The sequence below is a fragment of the Streptomyces halobius genome (assembly GCF_023277745.1).
In the GTDB taxonomy this organism is placed as follows: domain Bacteria; phylum Actinomycetota; class Actinomycetes; order Streptomycetales; family Streptomycetaceae; genus Streptomyces; species Streptomyces halobius.
Genome location: NZ_CP086322.1, coordinates 7,612,094 through 7,625,808 on the forward strand (window position 1 = coordinate 7,612,094; position 13,715 = coordinate 7,625,808).

The window sequence follows — 13,715 nt, forward strand, 5'->3', positions numbered from 1 at the left end:
GGGTCCGGCGGGGCGGGCGCCCGCGCGGACCCGCAGTCCTCGTGCAGCCCCGACCCCGCCCGTAACGCCCGCCCGCGCAAGGCCAGTTGATGATTCCGGCCATTCCGTTTGCAACCTTGACGCGGAGCACTGCCTGCCGCTTTGCTGTCCGTGATGATTTTGTGTGGGCCACGCCACCGCAGCCACGCAGGTGGGAAACGTCAGTGAGGTGAAGACCGGTGCAGCGTGCCATGGAGTCCGCTGGCCCATGACTCCTCCGCCGCCCCCACCTCCGCCGCCTCCCCTGGGACGTTCCCGCCGCAAGGACGCACCCGTCCTCACCCCGGCCCTCGACGACACCGAACTCGTCGCCGCCACCGACGCGTTGGCGCACGGCCGATGGGCACACGTCCGTGCCCTGCTCACCGAGACCGGCGCGGACTGGGACCGCCGCGGCCACCGACTGACCGTCCTGGCCCGGTGCCCCGGAGCCGCCGCCTGGGCCGGCGACTGGCAGCTCGCCGAGCCGGAGAGCGGCGACGCCGCCACCCTGCTCGCCTTCGCCGCCGTCCGGCGCGCATTACGCGGCAAGGACAGCGTCCAGGCCGCCGAGACCGCCTGCCGGGCCGCCGCCCAGATGCTGCCCCACGACCCCACCCCCTGGCTCGGTGTACTGACCCTCGCCCGCCGCACCGGCACCATCGACGAACGCGAGCACGCCTTCGACCAGATCCGGGCCCGCCACCCCGAGCACCACCACGCGCACCACCTGATGACGGCCTGCCTCGCCGAGCACCAGGAAGGCGACACGGACGACCCGTTGCACCAGGTCTACGACTTCGCCGCCTGGGCCGCCGAACAGGCACCCGCCGACTCCCCGCTGGCCGTCCTCCCCGTCGTCGCGCACGCCGAGCGCTACCGCGTACTGGCCGCCGCCGGCCTCGAACCGCCCGACCCCGCCGCCTCCGGCCACTGGTCCACCCGCCGCGCCCGCCAGGTCATGAAGGCCGCCTTCGACTGGTGGCTGGAGTGGGAGGGCGAGGACCACCCGCGCAACAAGGTCGACCTCAACTTCCTCGCGCACGCCAAGTTCCACGAGGGGAGGATGGCCGAGGCCGCGGCGCTCTTCCACCGCATCGGCCCGTACGTCACGCCCGCGCCCTGGGCCTACACGGGCCGCGACGCCAGGAAGGCCTTCAAGGCCGCCCGCAACATCGCGTTCCGCACCACCTGACCCAAGGTCAGCTCCGTTCCGCCACCCCACCGGACCTGTTCCTCCATCCCCACTGGAAAGGACGACCACGCCATGCCGACGGGCAGCCCGCGAAGTACCAGCAGCAACCTCCGCACCGGCAGTGCAGCGCCGTACACCGCCCGGACCGGCCCCGGCATCAGCACCTTCAAGGGCCAGGAACGCGCGCTGCGGGCCGACCGCATCGGCACACCGGGCCTGCTCCTGTCCGTCCTGGCCGCCAGCGCCCCGCTGATGGTCGTGGCCGGCGTCATGGTCACCACGTACCAGGTCATGGGAATCGTCGGACAGCCGCTGCTGTTCGTCATCCTGGGAGCGGTCATGGCGCTGTTCAGCGTCGGCTACGCCGAGATGAGCCGGCACGTCCACAACGCCGGCGCCTTCTACGCCTACATCGCCCGCGGCCTGGGCGGCACCATCGGCGCCGGCGCCTCCTTCGTCGCACTCGCCGCCTACAGCGCCCTCCAGGTCGGCATCTACGGCATCTTCGGCTTCGAGATCGCGGGCCTGCTCGACCGGCATCTGTCGCTGCACGTCGCCTGGTGGCTCCCGGCCCTGCTCGGCGTCCTGGTGACCGGGCTGCTCGGCGCCCTGAAGATCGACCTCAACGCCAAGGTGCTCGGCGTGCTGCTCGTCATCGAGGTCGCCCTGATCGCCGTCCTCGACCTGGCGTTCGCCGCCGCCCCCGGACCACAGGGCCTGTCGCTGCACGCCTTCGATCCCACCACCCTCGGCGGCGCCGGCCTCGGCACCGCCCTCTGCTTCGCGGTCGCCGCCTTCGTCGGCTTCGAACAGGCCCCCGTCTACGCCGAGGAGACCAGCCGCCCGCAGACCGTCGTGGCCCGCGTGATGTACCTCGCCGTCGGCTTCGTCGCCGTCTTCTTCGCCCTCAGCTCCTGGCTGATAGGCGTCGCCACCGGCCCGGACAAGGTCGTCGCCAGCGCCGGCGAACAGGGCCCGGGGCTGCTCTTCGCGCTCACCGGTCCACGCCTGGGCACCACCTTCACCGACATCCTGCACCTGTTCTTCGTCACCGGGATCTTCGCGTCCATGCTCAGCTTCCACAACGTCGTGGCACGCTACGCCTTCGCCATGGGCCGCGAGGGCCTGCTGCCCAAGGCCCTCGGCCGGACCGCGAAGTCCAGCGGCGCGCCCGCGCTCGGCTCGCTGCTGCAGACCGTCATCGCCCTGCTCGTCGTCACCGGCTTCACCCTCGGCGACGACAAGCCCGCCGGCGACCCCACCGCCCCCGTCCTGCAGCTGTTCACCTGGGGCGGCAACGTCGGCGCGCTCGGCGTGATCCTCCTGATGGCCACCGCCTCCCTCGCCGTCATCGCCTTCTTCGTCCGCCGCGGCGCCGGCCGCGCACAGGCCGGCCGGCTCACCGCCGCCGGACTCGCCGCCCTCGCCCTGCTCACCGTCCTCGGCTACGCCGTCACCGACTTCGACGTCCTGGTGGCGGCCCGGCAGGGCTCCGTCCTGCGCTGGCTGCTGCCCGCCCTGATCGCCATCGCCGCCGTGACCGGCCTCGTCCACGGCCGCGTACTGCGCGCCACCCGGCCGGAGACCCACGCGAGGATCGGACTCGGCAACGAGGCGTTCCAACTGGAGAAGCTGGACCAGGCCGCCGCCCCGCCGCCGTCGGACACGGAACACGCCACCCCCGCCCCGCACAAGGAGAGCTGACGATGGCCCGGCACCCCCTCGACCCGCTGACCGCCGACGAGATCACCACCGCCCGCGCCGTCCTCACCGAAGCCGGCAAGGCGACGACCGGCACCCGCTTCCCGCTGGTCCTCCTCGACGAACCGGACCGGCACACCGTCAGCGCACACCGCCCCGGCACCCCCGTCACCCGACGCTTACGGGTCACCCTGCTCGACCCCGCCACCGGCAGCGGCCACGAAGCCCTCGTCGACGTCACCGCCCGCACCCTGCTCGCGTACCGGCCGCTGGACCCGGACACCGACGGGCAGCCACCGGTCCTCTTCGAGGAGAACGAACGCTGCGACGCCATCGTCAAAGCCGACCAGGGCTGGCGCAAGGCCATGGCCGAACGCGGCATCACCGACACCGAACTGGCCATCTGCGCCCCGCTCGCGGCCGGCAACTTCGGCATCGAGGACGAGCGCGGCCGGCGGATGCTGCGCTCACTGACCTTCCTGCGCTGCGACGCCACCGACAACCCCTTCGCCCACCCCGTGGGCGGCCTGGTCGCCGACGTCGACCTCACCGCCGGCCGCGTCATCCGCCTCCTCGACACCGGCGCGGTCCCGATACCCGCCGAATGCGGCCGCTACGAGGGCGAGTTCACCGGACCGCCCCGTAACGACCTCAAACCGCTGACGGTCAGCCAGCCCGACGGCCCCTCCTTCACCCTCGACGGCCCCCTCCTGACCTGGCAGAACTGGCAGCTACGGGTGGACTTCAACGCCCGCGAAGGGCTGGTCCTGCACCAGCTGGCACACCACGACGGCGGCCGCCCGCGCCCCGTCCTGCACCGCGCCTCCCTCGCCGAAATGGCCGTCCCGTACGCCGAACCCGACCCCGCCCGCAACTGGGTCTGCTACCTCGACGTCGGCGAATACACCCTCGGCCGCAACGCCAACGCCCTCCGCCTCGGCTGCGACTGCCTCGGCGAGATCCGCTACCTCGACGCCGTCGTCGCCGACGACCTCGGCAACCCGCAGACCCTCCCCAACGCCATCTGCATCCACGAGGAGGACCACGGCCTCCTCTGGAAACACTCCGACATGTTCAACGACCTCGCCGCCGAGAGCCGCCGCTCCCGCCGCCTGGTCCTCTCCTGCATCGCGACCCTCGGCAACTACGACTACGGCTTCTACTGGTACCTCTACCAGGACGGCACCGTCGAGTTCGAGGTCAAGTCCACCGGCCTGGTGCAGACGTCCGCCACCGTCCCCGGCACCCGCACCCCGTACGCCACCGAGATCGCGCCGGGCCTCCAGGCCCCCTTCCACCAGCACCTCTTCTGCGCCCGGCTGGACCCGGCGGTGGACGGCCACGCCAACACCGTCGAGGAGCTCGACGTCGTCCCGCTGCCGATGGGCCCGGACAACCCCCACGGCAACGCCTTCACCACCCAGGTCACCCCGATAGCCGACTCCGCCGAAGCGGGCCGCTTCGCCGACCCGGCCGCCGGCCGCCGCTGGCGGATCACCAACCCCGCCTCGTACAACCGCATGGGCCAGCCCGTCGCCTACACCCTGACCCCGCAGCCCGGCCCCACCCTCCTCGCCCGGCCCGGCTCACCGGTCTCCCGCCGCGCCGCCTACGCCACCCGCCACCTCTGGGTCACCCGCGGCCGCCCCGAACGCCGCTTCCCCGTCGGCGACTACCCCAACCAGCACCCCGGCGGGGCGGGCGTCCCCCGCTGGTCACGCCCCGGCGAATCGCTCCTCAAGACCGACCTCACCCTCTGGCACACCTTCGGCCCCACCCACCTGCCGCGCCTGGAGGACTGGCCGGTCATGCCCGTCGACCGCTGCGGCTTCACCCTCCGCCCGACCGGCTTCTTCGACCGCAATCCGGCGCTTGACCTGCCGCGGGAGAGTGGTGGGCACGGCACGGAAAGCGGGGAGCATTGCAGCGGTGGACGTGGCAGCGGCAGCAAGGGGTAGACAATGGCCTGGGGCGACACTACTCAACGCGGTGCGGGAGTATTCCCCTGCCGGCCGAGGAGCGCCAGGTGGCGCGATCGGCGGGGAACGGCTCGAAGGTCTTGCTGTTGCCACCGTGCCGGTTCCCGTGTGTCAACTGCCGCAGCCAGGGCCGCCAGTAGCCCTGGATCCCTCGCGATCGGCCCCTGATGACGAAAGTCTGACGCCGGGGCCGGGACACTGGCCCCGGCCGCCGTACGGTGCTCGAATTCAACGGTGACCACAGACGCGAACCCGGCCCGAGCGGCGGACGACGATCGCGGCGGCGGGGACGGGAACGGCACCCCCGTCGGCCGCCGCGTCGTCCTCGGCATGCTGGCCGCGGGCGCCGCCGGCGTCGCCGCGGCCCCCGCCCTCCAACGCGCCTGGGACAGCACCCTCGGCGCTGCCGCCCAGAACGACCCCACCGGCCTGACCGGCCTGCTCCCCGTCGGCGGCGGCTTCCGCTACTACTCCGTGACGAGCTCCGTCCCGCACAAGGACGAGCGGACCTACCGCCTCACCATCGACGGCCTGGTACGCCACCACACCACCTACCGCCTCGCCGACCTGCGCGCACTCCCGCAGACCCGGCTCGTCCGCGACGTCCAGTGCGTCACCGGCTGGCGCGTGCCCGGCACCCCCTTCGAAGGTGTACGCCTGGCCACCCTCCTCGACGCCGCCGGCATCCGCCCCGAGGCCAAGGCCGTCCGCTTCACCTGCTTCGACGGCGCCTACAGCGAGTCCCTCACCCTCGAACAGGCCCGCCGCGACGACGTCCTGGTGGCGCTGCGCATGCAGGACAAGCCCCTCAAGCACGCACACGGCGGTCCGGTGCGCCTGTACGTGGCGCCCATGTACTTCTACAAATCGGCGAAGTGGCTCTCCGGGATCACTCTCACCGAACGCGTCGAGCCCGGATACTGGGAGGAACGCGGATATGACGTCGACGCCTGGGTCGGCCGGTCGAACGGACGCGACGATGCCCCGACGACCTGAAGCGATGCCGCGACGACGTGAGCGCCCGGCGGGCGGCCCCCGCCTGGTCCGGTTCACACCCGCCGAGCGCTGGGTGCACCGCACCACCGCCGCCCTGATGGCCGTCTGCGTGCTCACCGCGGCCTGCCTCTACCTCCCCTTCCTGGCCGAACTCGTCGGCCGCCGCGCCCTCATGGTCACCGTTCACGAGTGGTCCGGCATCCTGCTGCCCGCCCCGCTCCTCCTCGGCTTGGCCTCCCGCGCTCTGCGCGCCGACCTCACCCGTCTCAACCGCTACGGCCCCCACGACCGCCGATGGCTGCGCGCCGCACTGCGCCGCCGAGGCAGCCGCCCGGCCGGAAAGTTCAACGCGGGACAGAAGCTCTACGCCGCCTGGCTCGCCGGCGCGGTCCTCGTCATGCTCGGCACCGGCCTGCTGATGTGGTTCACGCACCTCGCCCCCTTGGTGTGGCGCACCGGCGCCACCTTCGTCCACGACTGGCTCGCCCTCGCCGTGGTCATCGCGATCGCCGGCCACGTCGGGAAGGCGTACGGCGACTCCGAGGCGCGGCGCGGGATGCGCACCGGTTCGGTGGATGCGGAGTGGGCCAGGCGTCACCATCCGCTGTGGAAGCCCGAGGCCGAGGACGGGCACGGGAACGGGGCCCAGGACGGGCACGGGGATGCGGCCGAGGACGGGCACGGGAATGGGGCCGACGACAGGCACATGGATCGGGCCGGGGACAGGGGCGCGTAAGCCCCTCACCTGCTGGCGCCTCCGCGGCCCTTCACCCGCCGGCGCCTCCGCGGTCCCTCACTCCGTCGGCGCCTCCGCAGTCCCTCACCCAGCCGGCGCCCCCGCCGCCGGCAGTTCGACCTCGAACCGGCAGCCGGCCCCCGCGTTGCGCACCGTGGCCCGGCCCTCGTGGGCCTCCACGATGCCGCGGACGATGGCGAGCCCGAGCCCCGCGCCGCTCTCGCCGTCCGCACGCGGCGTACGGGCCGCACCCCCGCGCCAGCCGGTGTCGAAGACCCGCGCCAGATCGTCCGCCGGAATGCCACCACAGCCGTCCTCGACCGCCAGCACCACCCGCCCCGACTCATCCCGCGCGCTGACCGCGACGGTGCCGTTCGCCGGTGTCGCACGGATCGCGTTGACCAGCAGATTGCTCAGTACGCGGGTGATCTGCTGGGCATCGACCCGGACCGGCAGCGGCGCCACTCCGCCGTCCACCAGCCGCACCCCGCGCGCCCGCGCCAGCGGCCGGGCCCCCGCCAGGGCGTCGTCCACCAGGTCGTACACCGACACCCGCGACAGGGTCAGCGCCAGCGCACCCGCCTCGATACGGGCGAGTTCGAAGAGGTCGTCGACCATCGCGGCCAACCGCTCCACCTCGACCCGCATCCGGGAGTGATAGCGCTCGGTGTCCTCGGCGACACCGTCCTCCAGCGCCTCGGCCATCGCCCGCAGCCCGGCGAGCGGGGTGCGCAGATCGTGCGAGATCCCGGCGATCAGCTCACGCCGCGAGGCGTCCAGCGCCCGCTCCCGTTCGCGGGCCTCCGCGAGCCGTCCGCTGGTCTCCTCCAACGCCCTTGACAGCGCGGCCAGTTCGGCCGTCGGCGGCTCGGTGGGCGCCGCGAACCCGCCCTCGCTGCCGACCGTACGGGCGGACCGCGCCAGCTCCCGGCTGCCCGCCGCGATCCGCCGCCCGAACAGCAGCGCGGCGGCCAGCGACACCACCCCGGAGACCCCGACCACGGCCATCACCACACCCAGGTCGTGCCCGGACAGGAACATCGCCTGCGCGACCGCCACCGTTCCCGCCGCCATCGCGGCCACCGCCAGCGCCGCCACCGCGAACAGGGAGAGCGCGACCGACCGCCGCCGCAGCACACGTACGGCGGGCGCGGCGCACAGCCCCACCACCGCCGCCCCGAGCGCTGCCAGCCCCACGATGACCAGGAGATCCGTCATGGCCGCGCCTCGCCTCCCGCCGGGTCGTGCTCAGTCGGTCCCGCCGGGTCGTCCTCGGCCGGCTCGCGTACGACCGGGCCACCTTCGGACACGTCACCTTCACCCCGGCCGGCTTCCCCCGGTCCGCTTCCCCGCGGCCCGCCCGCCACCCGCTCACGAGCGGCCAAGTCGCCTTCTCGCGCCCCGTCTTCATCCGGGCCGTCTTCTCCCGGCCCGCCTTCCTCTGGGTCCACCGGGTCGAAGCGATAGCCCGCGCCCCAGACCGTCGTCACCAGCCGCGGCGCCGCCGGATCGTCCTCGATCTTCTCCCGCAGCCGCCGCACATGCACCGTGACGGTCGACAGATCACCGAACTCCCACCCCCACACCCGATGCAGCAGTTCCTCCCGCGAAAAGACCCGTCCCGGGTGCCGCATCAGAAAGGCCAGCAGGTCGAACTCCCGGGCGGTGAGGGCCAGTTCGCGCCCCGCGCGATCCGCCCGTCGCCCGCCCGGGTCGGCGCTGAGGTCCCCGGCCCGCAGTACGGGGACGGGCGCCGCGGCCGGCGGCGAGGACTCCGCCCGCCGCAGCACCGAGCCGATCCGCAGCACCAGCTCGCGCGGGCTGAACGGCTTGGTCACATAGTCGTCCGCGCCCAGCTCCAGCCCCAGGATGCGGTCCGCCTCCTCACCACGGGCGGTCAGCATCACCACCGGGACCGCGGGCCCGTCCTCGGCACGCCGCAGCCGACGGCACACCTCCAGGCCGTCGATGCCCGGCAGCATCAGATCGAGTACGACGAGGTGCGGGCGGAATTCCGCGGCCCGGTCGAGCGCGGCGAAACCGTCGGCGGCATGGTCCGTGGCGTACCCGGCGCGGGCGAGATAGCCGGTGACGACCTCGGCGACGGTCGGGTCGTCCTCGACGACCAGGACCCGACGGGGCGGCCCGGGGGAGGGGACGAAGTGCGTCATACCTCCAGCCAACACCAGCCGAGGTCACGGAGGGCGCCAGGGTCCGTCCCGTAAGATTCCGGTAACCGACAGAATCCTGGTGAGCGGGCAGAAATCCGGACAGGGGATTGGGCGGGAATCCAGACAGCCGAACGGGCAGCCAGACAGCTGACCTGGCGGAAATCCGGACAGCCGACCCCTACCCCGGTTATCCCCCAGCCCTCCTACCCCTCCCGCTCCAACCCTTCCCGCACCCGCCGCGACACGGTCATCGCGTACAGGTCGAGCACCCCGGGCGGTTCGGCGATCCCCGGGCCGCCGGCGCGGATCCAGGCCGCGATATCCGCCAGCGCGTCGTCATCGTTGACCAGCCCCAGCCAGACCGGCCGCCCGCCCGCGGCCCGGCCCGCCGCAGACGGCTGGACCACGACCACATTCGCCTGGTCGCAGACGTCCAGACACTCCGAGGCGCGTACGGCAACCCCGGGGAGCGCCGCGCGCAGGCGCGGTATCTGCCCAGCGTGGTCGACGCCCGGGATCTTGGCCGCGTCGCCGCAGCAGCAACCGCGGCAGACGGTGACGCGGCACGGGGTTTCGGCGGCCGCCCGGCCGGAGCGCTTCGTGATCATCCGGCCCATGCTACGCACCGGGCCCCGGCCGCCTTGTCGAGGCCCGGGCAGGATCAACGCACCGACCCGCTATGGGCCGCACGCTTCCGGGATAGAAATCCCACCATGACCCTCACCACTCCCGACAATCCCGATGCCCACGCCCACGCCCACGCCCACGCCCACGCCGCCCAAGCCCACGGGCATGCCCAAGCCCGTCCCGACGCGGAGTCCCACACCCACCCCGACGCCAACCCGCCCGCCCACGCCCGCACCGAGATACCCGGCCCGTCCGGCCTCCCCGTCCTCGGCTCGATGCTCGACCTCCGCCGCGACTCGCTGGCCGCCTTCTTACGCGCCCATCGCGAACACGGCGAGGTGGTCCGCCTCCAGGCCGGCCCGCCCGGCCTGCGCAGCGTGTTCCACGCCGTGTTCGCGCCGCAGGGCGTGCAGCAGATCCTGGCCTCCGAAGCCGCCAACTTCCGCAAGGACCATCCGCTCTACGAGGAGGTCCGGCAGTCCTTCGGAAACGGCCTGCTGACCAGCCAGGACGCCGACTACCTCAGGCAACGCCGGCTGGTGCAGCCGCTGTTCACCAAGCGCCGGGTCGACGGCTACGCGGCGGCCGTGGCGACCGAGGCCGGCATCATCGCCGAACGCTGGCGGACAGCGGACGACGCCACCGTCGACCTCGTCAGCGAGATGAACCGTTTCGCGCTGCGCACCGTCGCCCGGATCCTCTTCGGCACGGATGTGGAGGCGGCCGTGGACGTCATCCACCGGTGCGCGCCGGTCATCAGCGACTATGTCGTGCGGCGCGCCTACGTACCCCTGAAGGTCCCCCGCGAGTGGCCCACCCCGGGCAACCGGCGTGCTCGGGAAGCCACCGCGGAAGTGACCGCCGTCTGCGACCGCATCGTCGCCGAACGGCGCGCGGCGGCCGACACCCCGACCGGGCGGATGGTCGACCCGCGGACGGCGGGGGAGCGCAGCCCGTCCGCCGACGATCTGCTCTCGCTTCTCGCCGACGCGGGCAACGAGGAGGACGGCTCTCTCGACGCGACCGAGGTCCGCGAACAGGTACTGATCTTCCTGCTGGCCGGCCATGAAACCACCGCGATCTCTCTGGCCTTCACCCTTCATCTCCTCGCCCGACACCCCGAGGAGCAGGCCCGGGTCCGCGAGGAGATCGACCAGGTGCTGGCCGACGGCCCGCCCACGGCCGCTGACCTGGATCGTCTTCCGCGAGTGACCCGGGCTCTCAAGGAGGCCATGCGGCTGTATCCGCCGGCGCCGGTCGTCAGCCGCCGGGCCGTGGCGGCCACCGAGATCGGCGGATTCCGCATCCCGGCCGGGGCGGATGTCGTCGTCGCGCCATGGGTCACGCACCGCTCTCCGGAACTCTGGGCAGACCCGGAACGCTTTGATCCGGACCGCTTCACCCCCGAGCGCGAGGCGGGCCGGCACCGTTACGCCTGGTTCCCGTTCGGTGGCGGTCCGCGCGCCTGCATCGGCCAGCACTTCTCGATGCTGGAGTCGGTGCTGGCACTGGCGACACTCCTGCGCTCATACGAACTGGACGCGGTGGACGAGGAGGTGCCGGTCTCCGCCGGCATCACCCTCCAGGCGACCGGCCCGGCACGCGTACGCCTCCGACCGCACCCCCTGTAAACGCAACAAAAATAGTGTTTGTGTTTTGGTGGCGGCCCCGGCACCGTCGATACCGGTCCACGGCCGCCAGGCCGCCACCGCCCCGACAGGAGAAGGCCGTTGCTCGTCTGAGGTCTTGAGGCACCGCGCCCGCGTCATGCCCTTCGCTCTGCGATTCGATCGTTCCGCGATTCTGATCGCTTCGCGATTCCGGCATCACGCGGCCGCCCGTCCGCGACCTCGGCGTACCCCCACGGCGTACTCCGACGCACCCCGGTGTTCCGACGCGGTGTCTCCCAGCGCATTGCCCCGCTCACCCTTCTCGCGCGCCAAGGAGACCCCTATGTCCAAGCCACCCACCCGCGCCGCAACACCCACCGGCCCCGCCGCCGCTGCCTCCATCGTCTGCACCGGCCTCGGCTTCGCCTGGCCCGACGGCACCCCCGTCCTGGACGGCTTCCATCTCGCCGTGGGCCCCGGCCGCACCGGCCTCATCGGCCTCAACGGAACAGGAAAATCAACCCTGTTGAAGCTCATCGCGGGCGAACTGACCCCCACAGCGGGCGGCGTCAAGGTCGTCGGCGAGGTCGGCCACCTCCCGCAGCGCGCCGCGCTCGACACCCACCTACCGGTCGACGAGGCGCTCGGCATCGCCGCCACACGCTCCGCCCTGCACGCCATCGAAGGCGGCGACGCGAGCGAGGAACACTTCACCGCCATCGGCGACGACTGGGACGTCGAGGAGCGCGCCCGCGCCACCCTCGACCAGCTCGGGCTGCACGGCATCGACCTCGACCGCACCGTCGGCGAGGTGTCCGGCGGCGAGTCCGTACTGCTGCGGCTGGCCGCGCTGCTGCTGCGCCGCCCGGACGTACTGCTGCTGGACGAGCCCACCAACAACCTCGACCGTGCGGCACGCCAGCGGCTGTACGACGCCGTCACGGGCTGGTCCGGTGTACTCGTCGTCGTCAGCCACGACCGGGAACTCCTCGAACGCGTCGACCGGATCGCAGACTTCCGAAACGGCGAGATCCACTGGTACGGCGGCAATTTCAGCGTGTACGAGCAGGCGCTGGCCGTCGAACAGGAAGCGGCCGAGCGGATGGTGCGGGTCGCCGAGGCCGATGTGCGGCGTCAGAAGCGCGAACTGGCCGACGCCCACGTCACGTTGGCCCGACGGGTCCGCTACGGCAACAAGATGTACGCCAACAAGCGTGAACCGAAGATCGTCATGAACGCGCGCAAGGGGGAGGCCCAGGTCTCCGCGGGCAAGCACCGCATCATGCACACCGAACGCCTCAAGGAGGCCAGAGAACGGCTCGACGACGCCGCCGAGGCCATCCGCGACGACGACGAGATCCGCATCGACCTGCCGCACACCGCGGTACCGCCGGGCCGCACCGTCCTCACCCTGCGCGACCTGCGGATCCAGTGCGGCGCGCACGCCCATCTGGAGGTCCGCGGCCCCGAACGCATCGCCCTGACCGGCCGCAACGGCTCCGGCAAGACGACCCTGCTGCGGACGATCGCGGGCGAGCTCCCGCCGCTGGACGGTGGGGGTGCCTCCGGACGAGCACAGCCGAGACCGGGGGAGGAGTCGAGACCGGGGGAAGCCGAGACGCACGTTCCGTACCGCTTCCTCCCGCAGCGCCTGGAGGTGCTCGACAGCACGCTCACCGTCGCCGAGAACGTCGCCCGCTTCGCCCCGGACGCCACCAACAACCGCATCCGGGCCCGACTCGCCCGCTTCCTGTTCAAGGGCGCCCGCGCCGACCAGCAGGCCGGCACGCTCTCCGGCGGTGAACGCTTCCGCGCCTCACTCGCCGCGCTGATGCTGGCCGAACCGGCCCCACAGCTCCTGATGCTCGACGAGCCCACGAACAACCTCGACATGGCGTCGGTCCGCCGGCTCGTCACGGCCCTGGAATCCTACGAGGGCGCGCTCATCGTCGTCAGCCATGATCTGACGTTCCTGCGGGAACTCGGCATCACGCGCTGGCTGGCGCTGGAGGACGGTGAACTGACCGACATCGAACCGCTGTAGGCGTCGGCGACGGCTTGACCGGACGATGCACGGCCCGGCCCGCCCTGGACGCCCCGCCGGCGGTGCGGTAGCTGCCGGCGGGGCAGCGCCAGCCTGTCTGTCTCCGGCCGGCGCCCTCACCCTCAACCCACCCCACGACTCACGCCCCAACCCGCCCCCGACCCGGCCCTTGCTCCACCCCTGCCGCCGCGAACAGCGCCAGACTCTCCCCGCACTGCGAATGCAGCGGCGACGGCAGCGCGTCGGGCGCGAACCATTCCAGCGCGTCGAACTTGTGTGGCTCGCCGATCGCCACCGCGTCCGGCGCCACCCGTACGGCGAAGACCAGCGCGACCCAGTGCGAGACGACCGGATCGCCGCGCAGCACATTGCGCACCCCGATCCGCTCGATGTCGAGCGGCCGCACCCCGTACTCCTCGCGCACCTCTCGCATCACAGCCGCCTCAAACGTCTCGCCGAACTCCAGAGCCCCGGCGCCGCAGTCCCAGGTCCCGGGCTCGTCCCGGGCCCCCGCGCTCCGCCGCGCCAGCAGCACCCGCCCGTCCCCGTCATGGCACACGAACACACAGGACACCTGTGGCCTCATCCCCACACACCCTTCCCAACCATCTCAGCCATCTCCGCTACCGGGGTCGGAC

11 protein-coding genes are annotated in these 13,715 nt (G+C 72.5%); 7 read left to right on the plus strand and 4 right to left on the minus strand.

The features are described 5' to 3' along the window. Window positions 1-247: 247 nt before the first annotated feature. The 5 genes from K9S39_RS34475 (at window position 248) to K9S39_RS34495 (ending at window position 6,625) form a co-directional block, all read left to right on the plus strand. A complete protein-coding gene (locus K9S39_RS34475; RefSeq protein ID WP_248867232.1) occupies window positions 248-1,213 on the plus strand; it encodes a hypothetical protein in 966 nt (321 codons plus the stop codon). Window positions 1,214-1,285: 72 nt separating this feature from the next. Further along, on the plus strand, window positions 1,286-2,917 hold the full coding sequence (locus K9S39_RS34480; RefSeq protein WP_248867233.1) for an APC family permease: 1,632 nt from the start codon (window positions 1,286-1,288) through the stop codon (window positions 2,915-2,917). Window positions 2,918-2,919: 2 nt separating this feature from the next. After that, window positions 2,920-4,872 (plus strand): primary-amine oxidase, encoded by a 1,953-nt coding sequence (locus K9S39_RS34485; RefSeq protein ID WP_248867234.1) that lies wholly within the window; start codon window positions 2,920-2,922, stop codon window positions 4,870-4,872. A gap of 255 nt (window positions 4,873-5,127) precedes the next feature. Continuing rightward, on the plus strand, window positions 5,128-5,889 hold the full coding sequence (locus K9S39_RS34490; RefSeq protein WP_406708066.1) for a molybdopterin-dependent oxidoreductase: 762 nt from the start codon (window positions 5,128-5,130) through the stop codon (window positions 5,887-5,889). Then, window positions 5,873-6,625, plus strand: a complete 753-nt coding sequence (locus K9S39_RS34495) for a cytochrome b/b6 domain-containing protein (protein WP_248867235.1) — start codon at window positions 5,873-5,875, stop codon at window positions 6,623-6,625. The genes K9S39_RS34490 and K9S39_RS34495 overlap by 17 nt, the downstream gene beginning before the upstream one ends. An 84-nt stretch (window positions 6,626-6,709) precedes the next feature. On the opposite strand, the gene K9S39_RS34500 is transcribed toward K9S39_RS34495, so the two are convergent. From K9S39_RS34500 to K9S39_RS34510, 3 genes are all read right to left on the minus strand, one after another. Continuing rightward, window positions 6,710-7,843: a sensor histidine kinase gene (locus K9S39_RS34500; protein ID WP_248867236.1), complete on the minus strand. Its 1,134-nt coding sequence runs from the start codon at window positions 7,841-7,843 to the stop codon at window positions 6,710-6,712. Next, window positions 7,840-8,796, minus strand: a complete 957-nt coding sequence (locus K9S39_RS34505; protein WP_248867237.1) for a response regulator transcription factor — start codon at window positions 8,794-8,796, stop codon at window positions 7,840-7,842. The genes K9S39_RS34500 and K9S39_RS34505 overlap by 4 nt, the downstream gene beginning before the upstream one ends. A gap of 203 nt (window positions 8,797-8,999) precedes the next feature. Beyond that, window positions 9,000-9,404, minus strand: a complete 405-nt coding sequence (locus K9S39_RS34510; protein ID WP_248867238.1) for a (2Fe-2S) ferredoxin domain-containing protein — start codon at window positions 9,402-9,404, stop codon at window positions 9,000-9,002. 294 nt (window positions 9,405-9,698) lie between these two features. On the opposite strand from K9S39_RS34510, the gene K9S39_RS34515 reads away from it, so the two are divergent. Beyond that, complete coding sequence (locus K9S39_RS34515; RefSeq protein ID WP_248869094.1) at window positions 9,699-11,054, plus strand: cytochrome P450; 1,356 nt, start codon at window positions 9,699-9,701, stop codon at window positions 11,052-11,054. A 322-nt stretch (window positions 11,055-11,376) separates the two neighbouring features. Beyond that, a complete protein-coding gene (locus K9S39_RS34520; RefSeq protein WP_248867239.1) occupies window positions 11,377-13,077 on the plus strand; it encodes an ABC-F family ATP-binding cassette domain-containing protein in 1,701 nt (566 codons plus the stop codon). Between the two features lie 139 nt (window positions 13,078-13,216). Here K9S39_RS34520 and K9S39_RS34525 read toward each other — a convergent pair whose 3' ends face one another. Beyond that, entirely contained in the window at window positions 13,217-13,663 is a 447-nt protein-coding gene (locus tag K9S39_RS34525) for an NUDIX hydrolase (protein ID WP_248867240.1), read from the minus strand. Between the last annotated feature and the right edge of the window lie 52 nt (window positions 13,664-13,715).